The sequence below is a fragment of the Azospirillum sp. A1-3 genome (genome assembly GCF_023806445.1).
In the GTDB taxonomy this organism is placed as follows: Bacteria; Pseudomonadota; Alphaproteobacteria; order Azospirillales; family Azospirillaceae; genus Azospirillum.
The window spans coordinates 2524375-2539681 of the sequence record NZ_JAMSLU010000001.1; the positions used below are offsets into that span (position 1 = coordinate 2524375).

General features: G+C 67.7%; 19 protein-coding genes. 15 read left to right on the top strand and 4 right to left on the bottom strand.

The genetic code is table 11. The features are described 5' to 3' along the window. The first annotated feature begins 18 nt into the window (after window positions 1-18). From truB to M5E06_RS12245, 15 genes are all read left to right on the top strand, one after another. The gene (gene truB / locus M5E06_RS12175; RefSeq protein WP_252138341.1) at window positions 19-960 is read left to right on the top strand and encodes a tRNA pseudouridine(55) synthase TruB; all 942 of its coding nucleotides are present in this window, start codon (window positions 19-21) and stop codon (window positions 958-960) included. A gap of 14 nt (window positions 961-974) precedes the next feature. Further along, entirely contained in the window at window positions 975-1244 is a 270-nt protein-coding gene (gene rpsO, locus M5E06_RS12180; RefSeq protein WP_063635662.1) for a 30S ribosomal protein S15, read from the top strand. A gap of 350 nt (window positions 1245-1594) precedes the next feature. After that, window positions 1595-3706 (top strand): polyribonucleotide nucleotidyltransferase, encoded by a 2112-nt coding sequence (gene pnp, locus M5E06_RS12185; RefSeq protein WP_252138342.1) that lies wholly within the window; start codon window positions 1595-1597, stop codon window positions 3704-3706. A 123-nt stretch (window positions 3707-3829) separates the two neighbouring features. Next, complete coding sequence (locus M5E06_RS12190; RefSeq protein WP_252138343.1) at window positions 3830-4519, top strand: helix-turn-helix transcriptional regulator; 690 nt, start codon at window positions 3830-3832, stop codon at window positions 4517-4519. 114 nt (window positions 4520-4633) lie between these two features. Beyond that, window positions 4634-5080: a VOC family protein gene (locus tag M5E06_RS12195; RefSeq protein ID WP_252138344.1), complete on the top strand. Its 447-nt coding sequence runs from the start codon at window positions 4634-4636 to the stop codon at window positions 5078-5080. After that, window positions 5077-5547, top strand: coding sequence for an EVE domain-containing protein (locus tag M5E06_RS12200; RefSeq protein ID WP_252138345.1), 471 nt, complete (start codon window positions 5077-5079; stop codon window positions 5545-5547). Before M5E06_RS12195 ends, M5E06_RS12200 begins: the two co-directional genes overlap by 4 nt. Before the next feature lie 233 nt (window positions 5548-5780). Further along, the gene (locus M5E06_RS12205) at window positions 5781-6527 is read left to right on the top strand and encodes a heme ABC transporter permease (RefSeq protein WP_109074906.1); all 747 of its coding nucleotides are present in this window, start codon (window positions 5781-5783) and stop codon (window positions 6525-6527) included. Window positions 6528-6529: 2 nt separating this feature from the next. Further along, a complete protein-coding gene (ccmD, locus tag M5E06_RS12210; RefSeq protein WP_252138346.1) occupies window positions 6530-6778 on the top strand; it encodes a heme exporter protein CcmD in 249 nt (82 codons plus the stop codon). After that, window positions 6775-7239 (top strand): cytochrome c maturation protein CcmE, encoded by a 465-nt coding sequence (gene ccmE / locus M5E06_RS12215; protein ID WP_109074907.1) that lies wholly within the window; start codon window positions 6775-6777, stop codon window positions 7237-7239. Before ccmD ends, ccmE begins: the two co-directional genes overlap by 4 nt. Window positions 7240-7246: 7 nt before the next feature. Next, on the top strand, window positions 7247-9241 hold the full coding sequence (locus M5E06_RS12220) for a heme lyase CcmF/NrfE family subunit (protein WP_252138347.1): 1995 nt from the start codon (window positions 7247-7249) through the stop codon (window positions 9239-9241). Between the two features lie 13 nt (window positions 9242-9254). Then, window positions 9255-9794: a DsbE family thiol:disulfide interchange protein gene (locus M5E06_RS12225; RefSeq protein ID WP_252138348.1), complete on the top strand. Its 540-nt coding sequence runs from the start codon at window positions 9255-9257 to the stop codon at window positions 9792-9794. Beyond that, window positions 9794-10276, top strand: a complete 483-nt coding sequence (locus tag M5E06_RS12230) for a cytochrome c-type biogenesis protein (RefSeq protein WP_252138544.1) — start codon at window positions 9794-9796, stop codon at window positions 10274-10276. The genes M5E06_RS12225 and M5E06_RS12230 overlap by 1 nt, the downstream gene beginning before the upstream one ends. Further along, entirely contained in the window at window positions 10276-11697 is a 1422-nt protein-coding gene (gene ccmI / locus M5E06_RS12235) for a c-type cytochrome biogenesis protein CcmI (RefSeq protein ID WP_252138349.1), read from the top strand. The genes M5E06_RS12230 and ccmI overlap by 1 nt, the downstream gene beginning before the upstream one ends. A gap of 134 nt (window positions 11698-11831) precedes the next feature. After that, complete coding sequence (locus M5E06_RS12240) at window positions 11832-12407, top strand: Smr/MutS family protein (protein ID WP_252138350.1); 576 nt, start codon at window positions 11832-11834, stop codon at window positions 12405-12407. Between the two features lie 24 nt (window positions 12408-12431). Beyond that, complete coding sequence (locus tag M5E06_RS12245) at window positions 12432-12830, top strand: helix-turn-helix domain-containing protein (protein ID WP_252138351.1); 399 nt, start codon at window positions 12432-12434, stop codon at window positions 12828-12830. Between the two features lie 146 nt (window positions 12831-12976). Here M5E06_RS12245 and M5E06_RS12250 read toward each other — a convergent pair whose 3' ends face one another. Genes M5E06_RS12250 through hisA form a run of 4 tightly spaced genes read right to left on the bottom strand, consistent with a single transcriptional unit; the run spans window position 12977 to window position 15298 of the window. Further along, on the bottom strand, window positions 12977-13345 hold the full coding sequence (locus tag M5E06_RS12250) for a histidine triad nucleotide-binding protein (protein WP_109149784.1): 369 nt from the start codon (window positions 13343-13345) through the stop codon (window positions 12977-12979). Between the two features lie 30 nt (window positions 13346-13375). After that, window positions 13376-13759, bottom strand: coding sequence for a phosphoribosyl-ATP diphosphatase (locus tag M5E06_RS12255; protein WP_252138352.1), 384 nt, complete (start codon window positions 13757-13759; stop codon window positions 13376-13378). Then, window positions 13752-14552, bottom strand: a complete 801-nt coding sequence (gene hisF, locus M5E06_RS12260) for an imidazole glycerol phosphate synthase subunit HisF (protein ID WP_252138353.1) — start codon at window positions 14550-14552, stop codon at window positions 13752-13754. The genes M5E06_RS12255 and hisF overlap by 8 nt, the downstream gene beginning before the upstream one ends. Next, window positions 14552-15298 (bottom strand): 1-(5-phosphoribosyl)-5-[(5-phosphoribosylamino)methylideneamino]imidazole-4-carboxamide isomerase, encoded by a 747-nt coding sequence (gene hisA / locus M5E06_RS12265; protein WP_109074916.1) that lies wholly within the window; start codon window positions 15296-15298, stop codon window positions 14552-14554. Before hisA ends, hisF begins: the two co-directional genes overlap by 1 nt. Window positions 15299-15307 lie beyond the last annotated feature (9 nt).

Consider the following 15307-nt stretch of genomic DNA (forward strand, 5'->3'; position numbering starts at 1 on the left):
AGAGCCGGGGCGGCCGTCGTGGCTCGTAAGCGCAAGGGTACGCCGATCCATGGCTGGATCGTGCTGGACAAGCCGGAAGGCATGACCTCCACCCAGGCGCTTTCGAAGGTGCGCCGCCTGCTGAACGCCGAGAAGGCCGGGCATGGCGGCACGCTGGACCCGCTGGCGACCGGCATCCTGCCGATTGCGCTGGGCGAGGCGACCAAGACCGTCTCCTACGCCATGGACGGCGCCAAAACCTACCGCTTCTCCATCCGCTGGGGTGAGCGCACCACCACCGACGACCGCGAAGGCGCGGTGATCGACCGCTCCGACCACCGGCCGACGACCGAGCAGATCCGCGCCGCCCTGCCCGCCTTCCTGGGCGAGATCCAGCAGGTGCCGCCGCAGTTCTGCGCCATCAAGATCGACGGCGAGCGTGCCTATGACATCGCGCGCGAAGGCGACGCGGTCGATCTGGCCGCCCGCACCGTGCGCATCGACCGCTTCGAACTGGTCGAGGAACCCGACGCCGACCATGCGGTGTTCGAGGTCGATTGCGGCAAGGGCACCTATGTCCGCTCGCTCGCCCGCGACCTGTCGGAAGCGCTTGGCACGGTCGGCCATGTCGGGCTTCTGCGCCGTTTGCGCGTCGGCTCCTTCACGCTGGACCGCGCGATTTCCCTGGACGAACTGGCCGCCATGGATCAAGGTGCGGCCGTCGAACGACTTCTGTTGCCGATCGAGACCGCGCTGGACGACATCCCGGCGCTGGCCCTGACGGAAGCGGAAGCGCACCGACTGAGGCACGGCCAGACGGTCGCTCTCCTCACCCGGCAGGATCGTGACCGCCTGATGGCGGTTCAGGGTGCTGACGGTGGGGATGGCACCGTCATTGCGCTTTTCGGCGGAACGCCGGTCGCGTTGGCCCGTGTCGAGGGGGCGGAGGTCCGTCCGGTGCGCGTACTCAACCTCACGTGATTTAGGAGACCTCGATGTCGATTACGCCCGAGCGCAAGCAAGAGCTGATCAAGGAATTTTCCCGCGGCACCAACGACACCGGTTCGCCCGAGGTCCAGGTGTCGATCCTGACGGAGCGCATCAGCAACCTGACGGATCACCTGAAGGGCCACAAGAAGGACTTCCACTCCCGCCGTGGTCTGCTGGTGATGGTCGGTCAGCGCCGCCGTCTGCTCGACTACCTGAAGAAGAAGGATCAGTCGCGCTACGCCGCTCTGATCGAGCGTCTGGGCCTGCGCCGCTAATCAGGCGCGCTGTCCCGCTGACGGGTTCGGGTTCCCCTGGCCGGCCACCGGCCGGGGGTTTCCCGCCCAGTCCAGCGGACCATCGAAGATGCCTTTCCCCTGTATCGTTCCGGAACACCTCATTGGTTATTGGCAATAGAAACTCGATCTTGAGCGTTTCGTGACGGACAGGCCGGCCCGATTATTCGGGGACCGGCCTTTTTTGCATCCACGACACTTCTATCTTGATTCGTTTAGTCCTGTTGTCGAACACCACATCTCCAGTTTTCTCGCGGGGTCCTACGACCGATGGCCCCGGCCTTGGGCGGCAATCCGGCCGTTGCAGGGTGTCGGATGGAAGGAAAGAATCCATGTTCACTGTTCATCGCAAAGAAATCGAATGGGGCGGGCGCAAGCTGGTCCTGGAAACGGGCAAGATCGCCCGTCAGGCCAACGGTGCGGTTCTGGTCACCTATGGTGACACCACCGTCCTGTGCACCGCCGTCGCCGCCAAGGCGCCGAAGCCGGGCATCGATTTCTTCCCGCTGACCGTCAATTACCAGGAAAAGGCGTTCGCAGCCGGCAAGATCCCCGGCGGCTTCTTCAAGCGCGAAGGCCGTCCGACCGAGAAGGAAACGCTGGTCAGCCGCCTGATCGACCGTCCGATCCGTCCGCTGTTCGCCGATGGCTTCCGCAACGAGACGCAGGTCGTCTGCACCGTGCTGAGCCATGATCTGGAGAATGATCCGGACATCGTGGCGATGGTCGGCGCCTCGGCCGCCCTGACGATCTCCGGCATCCCGTTCCTGGGTCCGATCGGCGCCGCCCGCGTCGGCTACAAGAACGGCCAGTACATCCTGAACCCGACCATGGACGAGGTCGAGGACAGCGACCTGGATCTGGTCGTCGCCGGCACCGTCGAAGGCGTGCTGATGGTCGAATCGGAAGCCAAGGAGCTGACCGAAGAGGTCATGCTGGGCGCCGTCATGTTCGGCCACACCAATTTCCAGCCGGTGATCAACATGATCATCGACCTGGCCGAGGAAGCCGCCAAGGAGCCGTGGGACCTGCCGGAGCCGGCCTATGACCGCAAGGCCCTGAAGGCCCGCCTGCGCGAGACCGTCGGCGCCGCCGTCGAGGCCGCCTACACCGAGACGGTGAAGCAGAGCCGCTATGAGAAGGTCGGCGCCGCCAAGGCGAAGGCCCTCGAGACGCTGGCCGAGGAATTCGACGCCCAGTCGATCGGTTTCGAGTTCAAGGAGCTTGAGGCCGACATCCTGCGCGGCGCCGTCCTGAAGACCGGCCGCCGCATCGACGGCCGCGACACCAAGACCGTGCGCCCGATCGTGTCGGAAGTCGGCATCCTGCCGCGCGCCCACGGTTCGGCCCTGTTCACCCGCGGCGAGACCCAGGCGCTGGTCGTCACCACGCTGGGCACCAGCCAGGACGAGCAGATCATCGACGCGCTCGAAGGCGAGTATCGCGAGCACTTCATGCTGCACTACAACTTCCCCCCGTACTCGGTGGGTGAAGCCGGCCGCATGGGCAGCCCGGGCCGCCGCGAGATCGGCCACGGCAAGCTGGCGTGGCGCGCGATCCATCCGCTGCTGCCGAAGAAGGAAGACTTCCCCTACACGCTGCGCGTCGTGTCGGAAGTCACGGAGTCCAACGGCTCCTCCTCGATGGCCACCGTCTGCGGCACCTCGCTGTCGCTGATGGACGCCGGCGCGCCGCTGGCCCGTCCGGTCGCCGGCATCGCCATGGGCCTGATCAAGGAAGACAGCGGCTTCGCGGTCCTGTCGGACATCCTGGGTGACGAAGATCACCTGGGCGACATGGATTTCAAGGTCGCCGGCACCGAGGTCGGCGTCACCGCGCTGCAGATGGACATCAAGATCACCTCGATCACCGAGGAAATCATGAAGATCGCGCTGGGCCAGGCCAAGGACGGCCGCCTGCACATCCTGGGCGAGATGTCGAAGGCGCTGACCGGCGCCCGTGAAGGCGTCAACGAGAACGCCCCGCGCATCACCGTCATCAACATCCCGAAGGAGAAGATCCGCGACGTGATCGGCTCCGGCGGCAAGGTGATCCGCGAGATCGTGGAGCAGACCGGCGCCAAGATCGACATCGACGACGACGGCACCGTCAAGGTCTCGGCCGTCGACCAGAAGAAGTCGGACGCCGCCATCGAGTGGATCAAGGGCATCGTCGCCGAGCCGGAGATGAACGTCGTCTACACCGGCAAGGTTGTGAAGGTCGTCGATTTCGGCGCCTTCGTGAACTTCCTGGGTTCGCGCGACGGCCTCGTCCACATCTCAGAACTGGCGCAGCAGCGCGTCGGCAAGGTGTCGGACGTCGTGTCGCAGGGTGACTCGGTGAAGGTCAAGGTCATCGGCTTCGACGACCGCGGCAAGGTCAAGCTGTCGATGAAGCAGGTCGACCAGACCACCGGCGAGGACCTGACCAAGAAGGCGGAGTGATCCGTCGATAAGGTTCGGGAACGCCCGGCAACCGCCGGGCGAGACCTGCCATGACAAGGGGCGCTTCCCATCGGGGAGCGCCCCTTGGCATTATGAGACCCCCTTTCCTTCTCGCAGTTCTCCATGTCGCGCGCCGAACGACTCCTCGATCTGATGCAGGTTCTGCGGCGGCATCGCCAGCCGGTCAGCGGCAAGTCGCTCGCCGGCGAGTTGGGGGTCAGCCTGCGCACGCTCTATCGCGACATCGCCACGCTGCAGGCGCAGGGCGCGATGATCGAGGGGGAACCGGGGGTCGGCTATCTCCTGCGCGCCGGCTTCCTGCTGCCGCCGCTGATGTTCACCGAGGAGGAGCTGGAGGCGCTGGTGCTGGGCTCCCGCTGGGTGGTGGACCGCGGCGACAGCCGGCTGGGCGGGGCGGCGCGCAACGCGCTCGCCAAGATCGCCGCGGTGCTGCCACCGGACAAGCGGGAGGGGCTGGACGGCTCCACCCTGCTGGTGGGTCCGGGCGAACCGATCGCCGCAGGGGATACCGAATTGGCGACCATCCGCAGCGCCATCCGGACCGAGCGCAAGCTGGAGATCGCCTATCGCGACCGCGACGGATCGGAAAGCCGGCGCATCGTCTGGCCGTTCGCGCTGGGCTTCTTCGACCGGGTGCGGGTGATGGTGGCGTGGTGCGAGCTGCGCCAGTCCTTCCGCCATTTCCGCACCGACCGCATCCTGGCGCTGACCGCCAGCGAGACCCGCTATCCCCGCCGCCGGCAGGCGATGCTGAAGGAGTGGCGCGCGGCGGAAGGCATCCCGCAACGGTGACACCATGCTGACGGAAACTGTCAGCATGTCGGCTTAGTCTTGGCTTTGCCGGTGAGGGCGACGAACGGAACGAACCGACCGCCCCACCCCAATCCTTCAAGACCGGAGCCAGCCATGACCGCCACCCAGACCGCCACCAACACCGCCGCCCTCGCCCTGGATTTCGTCCTGCTCTACGTCGACAGCCCGGCCGCCAGCGCCGCCTTCTACGCCGATCTGCTGGGCCGGCCGGCGGTGGAAGCCTCCCCCACCTTCGCCATGTTCAAGGCGGGCGACGGGCTGATGCTGGGCCTGTGGTCGCGCCACACGGTGGAGCCGGCGGCGACAGCGCCCGGCGGCGGCGAGATCGCCTTCACCGTCGCCGGCGAGGCCGCGGTGCGCGACCTCCACGCCGACTGGAGCGCCCGCGGCCTGACCATCTTGCAGCCGCCGACGGCGATGGATTTCGGTCATACCTTCGTTGCACAGGACCCGGACGGCCATCGTCTGCGCGTGTTCGCCCCCAACCAGGGTGAGGAAGCCAACCAGCACGAAGCCAAGGCCGAACAGGTGCGGTCGTGAGCGGCGGCACCACGCGCACCGGCGCCCAGATGGCAGCCTGGATCGCGGTGGCCAGCGCCGAACATGTGCGGCGCGGCCGGGCCGGCGGCTTCATGCAGGTCTGCCACGGCAAGGCGGCTCCGCTGCGGCGGATCCGGCCGGGCGACCGGGTGGTCTACTACTCCCCCACCGACAAATTCGGTGCGGCGGATGGGCTGAAATCCTTCACCGCCATCGGCACCGTCCTGCCGGGCGAGCCCTACCAGTTCGACATGGGCGGCGGCTTCATTCCCTTCCGGCGCGACGTGTCCTGGTGGCCGGCTGAGGAAGCGCCGATCCAGCCGCTGCTGCACCAACTGGAGTTGACCGCCGGGGTGCGGAACTGGGGCTATCCCTTCCGCTTTGGCCTGCTGCCGGTCAGCCTGGGCGATTTCGACCGGATCGCCGAGGCGATGCGGGCGGCGGTGCGGGAGGACATGGCGGCCTGATCGCATAAAAATCACCGGCGGACAGGGATGAAAATCCCTGCCGCCGGCGTCTGACGGGGAGTGAAACAGGCGCCTGCAATGGCATGAGGCGCCTGATACCTTTGTGTAAGAGTACGAATGAATGGCGAATCTTCCTGACCGAGATCAAGGCGAAACCCCTCGCAGTCCGCCATACATGCGCTTATATCGTCGGCAAGCCTGACCAAGGTCACCTGTACCGGGGCCATCGTTCTATGCATCGTTTCGCCAATCCCGCCCGCTTCCTGCGCCTTTCGGCCGTGCTGCTGCCATGGTGCGCCGGGGCGACCGTGATCCTGACGATCCTCGGGCTGTGGCTCAGCCTGTTCAGCTCGCCGCCCGACTATCAGCAGGGCGAGACGGTGCGGATCATGTACATCCATGTGCCCGCCGCCTGGATGAGCATGTTCATCTACACCAACATGGCCATCGCCGCCGGCGTGGGTCTGGTGTGGAAGCACCCGCTGGCCGACCTGTTCGCCAAGGCCGCCGCCCCCATCGGCGCCGGCTTCACCTTCGTCTGCCTGGTGACCGGGTCGCTGTGGGGCGCGCCGATGTGGGGCACCTGGTGGGTGTGGGACGCGCGGCTGACCAGCGTGCTGATCCTGTTCTTCCTCTATCTCGGCTACATGGCCCTGGTGAACGCCTTCGACGATCCGCAACGCGGCATGAAGGCCGGCAACGTCCTGCTGCTGGTCGGCATCGTCAATGTGCCGATCATCAAGTTCTCGGTCGATTGGTGGAACACGCTGCACCAGCCCGCCAGCGTCGTGCGCATGGGCGGTCCCAGCATCGACCCCAGCATGCTGACGCCGCTTCTGGTGATGGCCGGCGCCTTCACCGCCTATTTCCTGTCGGTCGTCATGCTGCGCGTGCGCACCGAGATCGCCCAGCGCAAAATCCAGACGCTGCGGCTTTCGGTCGCCGGTGACGGCGCCGTGGCGGACGGGATGCGGGGGTAAGGATGATGAGCGACTTCTTCCACATGGGCGGGTACGCCGCCTACGTCTGGCCGGCCTACGGCATCGCCACCCTGGTCCTGCTGGGCCTGTTGGCCGCCACCTGGAAGGGGCTGCGCAACGCCGAGGCGACGCTGAAGGCGCTGGAAAGCGCCCGCCCGGCCCGCCGCCGCACCCGCAATGGCCCCAATAATGCTGGCCGCAAAGCGGCCGATCAGAACGCCGGAACGCCGGCGGAAGCGAGCGAAGGATGACCCGCAAGAAACGCCGCCTCTACATGCTGGGCCTCGCCCTTCTCGGGCTGGGCACCGCGACCGCCCTGGCGCTGACCGCCTTCCAGGACAACATCGTCTTCTTCTACAGCCCCAGCCAGCTGCAGGCCCAGCATGTGGGCGACCGCAATTTCCGCCTGGGCGGGCTGGTCGAGGAAGGCAGCGTGCAGAAGCTGCCGGACGGCGTCACCACCTCCTTCCGCGTCACCGACACCGCCAACACGGTGGACGTCCGCTATCGCGGCCAGCTGCCCGACCTGTTCCGCGAGGGTCAGGGCGTGGTGGCAGAGGGCAAAATGACCGGCGGCGTCTTCGTAGCGCGCGAGGTGCTGGCCAAGCATGATGAGAACTACATGCCGCCGGAGGTGTCGGAGGCGTTGAAGCAGGCCGGCGTCTACAAGAAGCCGGCGGAGTCCGAGACCAAGACCGCGAAGAAGGAGTAGCGGGCCCGTGATCCCCGAACTCGGCCATTACGCGCTGGTGCTGGCGCTGTTCGTCGCACTGGTGCAGTCGGTCCCGCCGCTGGTCGGCGCCGCCACCCGCAACACCGCCTGGATGAACGTCGCGGTGCCCGCGGCAATCGCCCAGATGATGCTGGTGCTGATCGCCTACGGCGCCCTGACCTGGGCGCATGTGGTGTCCGATTTCAGCGTGCTGAACGTGGTGCAGAACAGCCACTCGGCCAAGCCGATGCTCTACAAGGTGTCGGGCGTCTGGGGTAACCACGAGGGCTCGATGATGTTGTGGATCGTCATGCTGACGATCTTCGGCGCTGCCGTGGCCCTGTTCGGGCGCAACCTGCCGCCGACGCTGAAGGCGCGGGTTCTGGCGGTCCAGGGTTTGATCGGGGTCGGTTTCCTGCTGTTCATCCTGATCACCTCCAACCCCTTCATCCGCGTGGTCCCGGCGCCGCTGGACGGCAACGACCTGAACCCGCTGCTGCAGGACCCCGGCCTCGCCTTCCACCCGCCCTTCCTCTATGCCGGCTATGTCGGCTTCTCCATGGCCTTCTCGTTCGCGGTCGCCGCTTTGATCGAAGGGCGGGTCGATCCCGCCTGGGCGCGCTGGGTGCGGCCCTGGACGCTGGCGGCCTGGTCGACCCTGACCATGGGCATCGCCATGGGCTCCTGGTGGGCCTATTACGAGCTGGGCTGGGGCGGCTGGTGGTACTGGGACCCCGTCGAGAACGCCTCTTTCATGCCCTGGCTGGCCGGCACGGCGCTGCTGCATTCCGCCATCGTGGTGGAGAAGCGCGACGCGCTGAAGAGCTGGACCATCCTGCTGTCCATCGTCACCTTCTCGCTGTCGCTGATGGGCACCTTCCTGGTGCGCTCCGGCATCCTGACCTCGGTCCACGCCTTCGCCGTCGATCCCAAGCGCGGCATCTTCATCCTGGTGCTGCTGGCGGTCGCCACCGGCGGTTCGCTGCTGCTCTACAGCCTGCGGGCGCCGTCGCTGAAGGCGGGCGGGCTGTTCGCGCCGATCAGCCGCGAAGGCGCGCTGGTGCTGAACAACCTGCTGCTGTCGACCGCGACGGCGACGGTGTTCATCGGCACGCTCTATCCGCTGTTCCTCGACATCATGAAGCTGGGCAAGGTGTCGGTCGGCGCCCCCTTCTTCAACGCCACCTTCGTTCCGGTCGCCATCCCAGTGGTGATCGCCATGGTGGTCGGCCCCTACCTGTCCTGGAAACGGGCGGATCTGGGGTCGGCGCTGACCCGGCTGTGGGTGGCCGGCGTCGCCGTGGTGATCGCCGTCGCCATCACCGCCTATGTCAAGGCGGGCGGCGGGCCGCTGATGGCGCTGGTCGGTATCGCGCTCGCCGCCTGGGCCTTCGTCGGTTCGCTGGTCGAGTTCGCCGACCGCATCGCCCTGTTCCGCACCTCGTTCCGCAACAGCTGGAACCGTGCGGTGCATCTGCCGCGCAGCGCCTGGGGCATGACCATCGCCCATGCCAGCATCGGCCTGTCGATCCTGGGCATGACTGGCACCTCCGCCTGGCAGACGGAATCCATCACGTCGATGAAGCCGGGCGACCAGACCAGCGTCGCCGGTTACGAGTTCCACTTCGACAGCGTCGGGCTGGTGAACGGCCCAAACTTCAAGGCGGAGCGCGGCATCTTCACGGTGACGAAGGACGGCCGGCCCATCGCCACGCTGGAGCCGGAGCGCCGCAGCTACAGCACCACCCGCATGACCACCACGGAATCGGCCATCCACACCACGGTCTTCTCCGACCTGTATGTGGCGCTGGGCGACCCGACGCAGAACGGCACCGCCTGGATCGTCCGCATCTATCACCACCCGCTGGTGCCGTGGATCTGGATCGGCGGCGTTGGGATGATGCTGGGCGGGCTGGTGAGCCTGACCGACCGTCGCTTCCGCATCGGCGCGCCCGAACGCCGCCGGGCGGCCGGAAAATCGGCCCCGCTTCCGGCCGAATGAGGACCAAGACACGATGCGCCGCCTTCTGTACCTGCTGCCCTTCCTGCTGTTCATCGGGGTGGGCGTGGCCTTCTACCTGGGGTTCGAACGTGACCCGCGCGACATCCCGTCGGCCCTGATCGACAAGCCGGCCCCGACCTTCGACCTGCCGGCGATCCCGGGCCAACCGGCCACCGCCGGCCTGTCCTCGGCCAAGCTGAGCGGTGACGTGACGCTGGTGAACGTCTTCGCCTCCTGGTGCATCCCCTGCAAGGCGGAGCATCCCGTCATCACCCGCCTGTCGCGGGAGCAGGGGGTGACGGTCTACGGCATCAACTACAAGGACAAGCCGGAGGACGCGCTGACCTGGCTGGCGCGCAACGGCAACCCCTATGCCGCCATCGGCGCCGACCAGGACGGCCGGGTGTCGATCGACTGGGGCGTCTACGGCGTGCCGGAAAGCTACCTGATCGACCGCAAGGGCCGCATCCGCTACAAGCATGTCGGCCCGCTGACCCCGCAGGTGGTGGAGGAGCAGATCCTCCCCATGGTCAAGCATCTGAGGCAGGGATGATGAAGCGCATCCTTCTCGCCGCCCTGCTGGCGCTGTCGGCCTTGTCCCCCGCCATCACGCCCGCCCTGGCCGTCCAGCCGGACGAGGTGCTGCAGGACCCGGCGCTGGAATCCCGCGCCCGCACCATCAGCCAGGAGCTGCGCTGCCTCGTCTGCCAGAACCAGTCGATCGACGACAGCAATGCGCCGCTGGCCCGCGACCTGCGCCTGCTGGTGCGCGACCGGCTGAAGGCCGGCGACAGCGATAACAAGGTGATGGAGTTCGTCACCGACCGCTACGGCGACTATGTCCTGCTGCGGCCGCCCTTCAAGGCGACCACGCTGGTGCTGTGGATCGGCCCCTTCGCCGTGCTGCTGCTGGGTGCGGCCGGCACCTTCCTGTTCCTGCGCGGGCGGCGCGGTGTCGCCGCCGGCGCCGATACCGCTCCCCTGAGCGCGGATGAGCGGCGGCGGCTGGACGCCCTGCTGCGGAAAGACGACTGATGCTGTTCTGGATTTTCGCCGCCGTCCTGACCGCGGCCGTTCTGCTGCTGCTCGTGCCGCCGCTGCTGCGGTCGGCAGGATCCGGCCCCGACCGGGAAGAGTTCGACCGCGAGGTCTATCGCGACCAGCTGGACGAGCTGGAACGCGACCGGGCGCGTGGCCTGATCAACGACGCCCAGGCCGAAGCGGCCAAGGCGGAAATCGCCCGGCGCATGCTGGCAACCGCCGAGAAGGGCGGCAACGACGGTGCACCGACGACGGTGCGCAGCGGTCGCCTGCTGGCGGTGCTGCTGGCCTTGGTTCTGCCGGTCGGCGCGCTTGCGGTCTACGGCTCGGTCGGCCGCCCCGACCTGCCGGCCCAGCCGCTGGCCTCCCGCAATCTGGAGCAGGAGCGCGGCGGTCCGCCCAAGAGCGTGCTTGCCGCGATGGACAAGCTGAAGGCCCAGCTGGCCGAGAACCCCAACGATCTGCAGGGCTGGCTGATCCTGGGCCAAGCCTATGCCAAGATGGGCCGCAACGCCGACGCGGCCGACGCGCTGCGCCACGCCGTCGCCCTGAACAAGGACGATGTCGAGATCCAGGGCCTGTTCGGCGAAACGCTGGTCTCCGCCAACGACGGCATGGTCCCGGAAGAGGCGGTGGCCGCCTTCGACGCCGTGCTCGCCAAGGAGCCGAAGGACCCGCGCGCCCGCTTCTTCGCCGCCCTTGCCCGCTTCCAGGCCGGCGACCAGCAAGGGGCGCTGGACCGCTGGAGCGCGCTGATGGCGGAATCTCCCGCCGACGCGCCGTGGGTGCCGGTGGTCCGCGACCAGATCCGCGAGGCCGCGGTGGCGCTGAACCTCGACCCCGCCAAGGTGACGCCGCAGCCGCTTCCGCCGGAACAGAAGGAGCAGGCGGCGCAAGGTCAGCCGGGTGGCCCGCAGGCCGCTCCCAACGCCGCACCGAACGCTCCTGCCAGCATGGCCGGCCAGGACGAGATGATCCGCGGCATGGTCGCCAACCTCGCCGCAAGGCTGGACGCCGACCCGTCCGACGTCGATGGCTGGCTGAAGCTCGCCCGCTCCTACGGCGTGCTGGGCGAGCCGGCCAAGGCGCTGGACGCCGCCCGCAAGGCACGTGAGCGGGCGCCGGAGCGGGCCGACGTGCAGGTCGCCTACGCCAACGCCGTGCTGCAGACCCAGCCGCGCAACGAGACGCCGAAGCCGCTGCCGGAAGAGGCGACGTCCGCCCTGCGTCTGGCGCTGAAGGCGGAGCCGGAGAACAAGGACGCGCTGTGGCTGCTCGGCCTCGATGCCATGATGTCGGGCCGCAAGGACGAGGCCGAGGCCCATTGGAGCAAGCTGATCACCCAGTTCAAGCCGAGCGACCCCGAATACACCCTGTTGAAGGGGCGTTTGGACGCGTTGAAGGCGGGCGGCTGACCGTCGCCGCCGCCACCATCCTTTCTCCGGACGCCTTTTCTTTCGCGTTGCGGCAACACACATTGACAGGGGCGGGCCGACGGGCTTTATCCGTCGGCACCGCCCTTTTCGTTTCCGCAGAAGGTTCCGCGCCGATGACCCGCAGACGACTGCCCACGCCCGACGAGCGGCGCCTGTGGCGGCTCGCCATGCGCGACGCCGAACCAATGCCGGGCCGCGCGGTCGAGGCAGAGCCGGAACCGGTGGCGACCATGGCGGAACTGGTGGAGGAGCCGGTGGCGACCAGCCTCGCCCCGCCGCCGACCGCGCGCCGCCACCCTTCTCCGCCCGGCCTGGCCCGGCCCAGCCATCCGCCGCTGACGCCGGGTTCGACCGCCAACATCGACCGCCGCACCGGCGACCGCTTCCGCCGCGGCGAGTTGGAGATCGACGGCCGCATCGACCTGCACGGCATGACCCAGGCCCAGGCTCACCACGCGCTTGCCGCTTTCGTCCACCGCGCCTGGAACGAGGGGCGGCGCTGTGTTCTGGTCATCACCGGCAAGGGCAGCTTCGGCGGACTGGGCGTGCTGCGTCAGGCGACCCCCCGCTGGCTGGCGGATCCGGCCCTGCGCCCGATGGTGCTGGCGATCCAGCCGGCCCGGCCGAAGGATGGCGGCGACGGCGCGCTGTATGTCTTGATCAAACGGCGGCGCGACCGTAAGGACTGAGTCCCACACAGTCAGGGACTCCACATGACCCCGTTCGGCGAACGGGTCCGGTCGCTGCGCGACGCCAAGGGCGTGACGCTGAAGCAGATGGCGACCGACCTGTCCATCTCGTCCGCCTATCTGTCGGCCCTGGAACACGGCAAGCGTGGCCAGCCCTCCCCCCAGCTGGTCCGGCAGATCTGCGCCTATTTCGGCATCATCTGGGACGAGGCGGAGGAGCTGGAACGGCTGGCGGATCTGTCCCACCCCCGCGTGACCGTCGACACCGCGGGGCTGAGCGCGAGAGCGACCGAGCTTGCCAACCGGCTGTCGGAGCGCATTGGCGATCTGGACGAGGAGCGGATCGATGCGATCCTGGCGATTTTGAATGCGGTGCCGCCGAGGAAAGGCACGCGTCGGCGGGTGGGGGTGCGGCGGCGGTGATGGAATTGCGGGGGGTGTCGGCTTCGAATACCCCCTCCCCGACCCTCCCCCGCTTCGCGGGAGAGGGAGTTGAGCACGAGAGCAGCGGAGTTCCCTCTCCCTCGAAGAGGGGGAGGGTTAGGGAGGGGGCAAAACGCTGAACGCCCTCAAGCCTTCCCGATCATCCGCCCCAGGTCGCGGCCGGCGAACAGGTGGATGTGCAGGTGGGGCACTTCCTGATGCGCGGCCTCGCCGCAATTGGACAGAACGCGATAGCCGGGGCCGTCGGCGCCGACCATGCGGGCGACCTCGCCGACCGCGCGGAACAGGCCGGCGATCTCGGCATCCGACGCCTTGGCGGTGAAGTCGTCCATGTCGACATAGGCGCCCTTCGGGATCACCAGCACATGGGTCGGCGCCTGCGGGTCGATGTCGTGGAAGGCGAGCGCGTGTTCCGTCTCATGCACCTTCTTGCACGGGATTTCGCCGCGTAGGATGCGGGCGAACACGTTGTTGGCGTCATAGCTCTTGGCCATCGCATGCGTCCTCTTGGTGGGGAGTCCCGATCAAACTTTACGGGACTTCTTCTCGTCGATGCCGCTGGTGCCCTCGCGCTGGGCGAGCTTGCTCCAGACCTCCGCCGGATCCAGTCCGAGGTCGGCCCACAGCACCAGCAGGTGATAGAGCAGGTCGGCGGATTCCGCGGCCAGCGCCGCCTTGTCGCCGCGCACGGCCTCAAGGATCGCCTCCACCGCCTCCTCGCCCACCTTCTGGGCGATCTTGGCGGTGCCGCGGCTGTAGAGCTTCGCGGTGTAGGAGGTCTCCGGATCCGCCCCCTTGCGGGCCAGCACGGTGGTGAACAGCCGGTCGAGCACCTCGGCGGACAGAGGGGCCGACGGCAGGGCCGCCGCCTTTTCGGCCGCCTTCTCTACTGCCTTCTTGTCACCCATTGGCTTTCTCCGCGGCAGCCGTCTCCACCGCCTTGGCCGGGCGCACCGGGATTCCGGCGGCACTCAGCGCCGCCTTGGCCTGACCGATGGTGTAGGTGCCGAAATGGAAGATCGAGGCGGCGAGCACGGCGGTGGCGTGGCCCTCGCGGATGCCCTCCACCAGATGGTCGAGCGTGCCGACGCCGCCGGACGCGATCACCGGAATGCGGATCGAGTCCGCCACCGTGCGCGTCAACTCCAGATCGAAGCCGCTCTTGGTACCGTCGCGGTCCATCGAGGTCAGCAGGATCTCGCCGGCTCCCAGCGATTCCATCCGCTTGGCCCATTCCACCGCGTCGATGCCGGTGGCGTTGCGCCCGCCATGGGTGAAAACCTCCCATTTGCCGGGAGCGACCTTCTTGGCGTCGATGGCGACGACGATGCATTGGGCGCCGAACTTCTCGGCCCCCTCGCGCACGAACTCCGGACGGTGGATCGCCGCGGTGTTGATCGACACCTTGTCGGCGCCGGCCAGCAGCAGCTTGCGGATGTCGTCCACCGTGCGCACGCCGCCGCCGACGGTCAGCGGCATGAAGACCTGCTCCGCCGTCCGCCGCACCACGTCGAAGATGGTGTCGCGGTTCTCGTGGCTGGCGGTGATGTCGAGGAAGGTCAGCTCGTCGGCCCCCTCGCGGTCATAGACGCGGGCCTGCTCCACCGGATCGCCAGCATCGACCAGATCGACGAAATTGACCCCCTTGACCACCCGGCCGTCCTTGACGTCCAGGCAGGGGATGACGCGCATCTTCAGCATCAGTCGGCGTCCTCGACGGCGGGGGCGGAGAGCAGGGCCAGCGCCTCTTTCGGGTCGATCCGGCCGTCATACAGCGCGCGGCCGCAGATCACGCCCTCGATCCCGGTATCCTCCTCCAACTTCAGCGCCTTCAGGTCCTCGATGGAGGAGACGCCGCCCGACGCGATCACCGGGGTGGTCAGATGGAAGGCGAGGTCGGAGGTGGACTCGACATTGACGCCGCCCATGGCGCCGTCGCGGTTGATGTCGGTGTAGATGATGGCGGCGACGCCGCAGTCCTCGAACTTCAGCGCCAGATCGAGCGCCTTGATGTCGGAGGTCTCGGCCCAGCCAGCCACGGCGACATAGCCTTCGCGCGCGTCGATGCCAACGGCGACCTTGCCGGGGAACTCGCGGCAGGCGGCCTTGACCAGTTCAGGATCACGCAGCGCCACCGTGCCCAGGATGACGCGGCTGATCCCCTTCTCCAGCCACATGCCGATGGTGTTCAGGTCGCGGATGCCGCCGCCGAGCTGGACCGGAATGGTCACTGACTTCAAGATGCTTTCCACCGCGGCGCCGTTCACCGGCTTGCCTTCGAAGGCGCCGTTGAGGTCGACCAGATGCAGCCATTCGAAGCCCTGGCTCTGGAACAGGCGGGCCTGTTCGCCGGGATCGGTGTTGAAGACCGTGGCCTGGCTCATCTCGCCGCGCAGCAGGCGGACGCAGGCACCGTCCTTGAGGTCGATGGCGGGATAGATGATCATCGCGGGCGT

Coding starts and splice junctions, on each gene's coding strand:
- hisF (WP_252138353.1), bottom strand. CDS start 14,552: ATGCTGAAGATGCGCGTCATCCCCTGCCTGGACGTCAAGGACGGCCGG.
- M5E06_RS12255 (WP_252138352.1), bottom strand. CDS start 13,759: ATGGGTGACAAGAAGGCAGTAGAGAAGGCGGCCGAAAAGGCGGCGGCC.
- M5E06_RS12225 (WP_252138348.1), top strand. CDS start 9,255: ATGCGCCGCCTTCTGTACCTGCTGCCCTTCCTGCTGTTCATCGGGGTG.
- M5E06_RS12190 (WP_252138343.1), top strand. CDS start 3,830: ATGTCGCGCGCCGAACGACTCCTCGATCTGATGCAGGTTCTGCGGCGG.
- M5E06_RS12205 (WP_109074906.1), top strand. CDS start 5,781: ATGCATCGTTTCGCCAATCCCGCCCGCTTCCTGCGCCTTTCGGCCGTG.
- hisA (WP_109074916.1), bottom strand. CDS start 15,298: ATGATCATCTATCCCGCCATCGACCTCAAGGACGGTGCCTGCGTCCGC.
- M5E06_RS12240 (WP_252138350.1), top strand. CDS start 11,832: ATGACCCGCAGACGACTGCCCACGCCCGACGAGCGGCGCCTGTGGCGG.
- M5E06_RS12195 (WP_252138344.1), top strand. CDS start 4,634: ATGACCGCCACCCAGACCGCCACCAACACCGCCGCCCTCGCCCTGGAT.
- M5E06_RS12230 (WP_252138544.1), top strand. CDS start 9,794: ATGAAGCGCATCCTTCTCGCCGCCCTGCTGGCGCTGTCGGCCTTGTCC.
- M5E06_RS12245 (WP_252138351.1), top strand. CDS start 12,432: ATGACCCCGTTCGGCGAACGGGTCCGGTCGCTGCGCGACGCCAAGGGC.
- ccmE (WP_109074907.1), top strand. CDS start 6,775: ATGACCCGCAAGAAACGCCGCCTCTACATGCTGGGCCTCGCCCTTCTC.
- ccmD (WP_252138346.1), top strand. CDS start 6,530: ATGATGAGCGACTTCTTCCACATGGGCGGGTACGCCGCCTACGTCTGG.
- ccmI (WP_252138349.1), top strand. CDS start 10,276: ATGCTGTTCTGGATTTTCGCCGCCGTCCTGACCGCGGCCGTTCTGCTG.
- pnp (WP_252138342.1), top strand. CDS start 1,595: ATGTTCACTGTTCATCGCAAAGAAATCGAATGGGGCGGGCGCAAGCTG.
- M5E06_RS12250 (WP_109149784.1), bottom strand. CDS start 13,345: ATGGCCAAGAGCTATGACGCCAACAACGTGTTCGCCCGCATCCTACGC.
- rpsO (WP_063635662.1), top strand. CDS start 975: ATGTCGATTACGCCCGAGCGCAAGCAAGAGCTGATCAAGGAATTTTCC.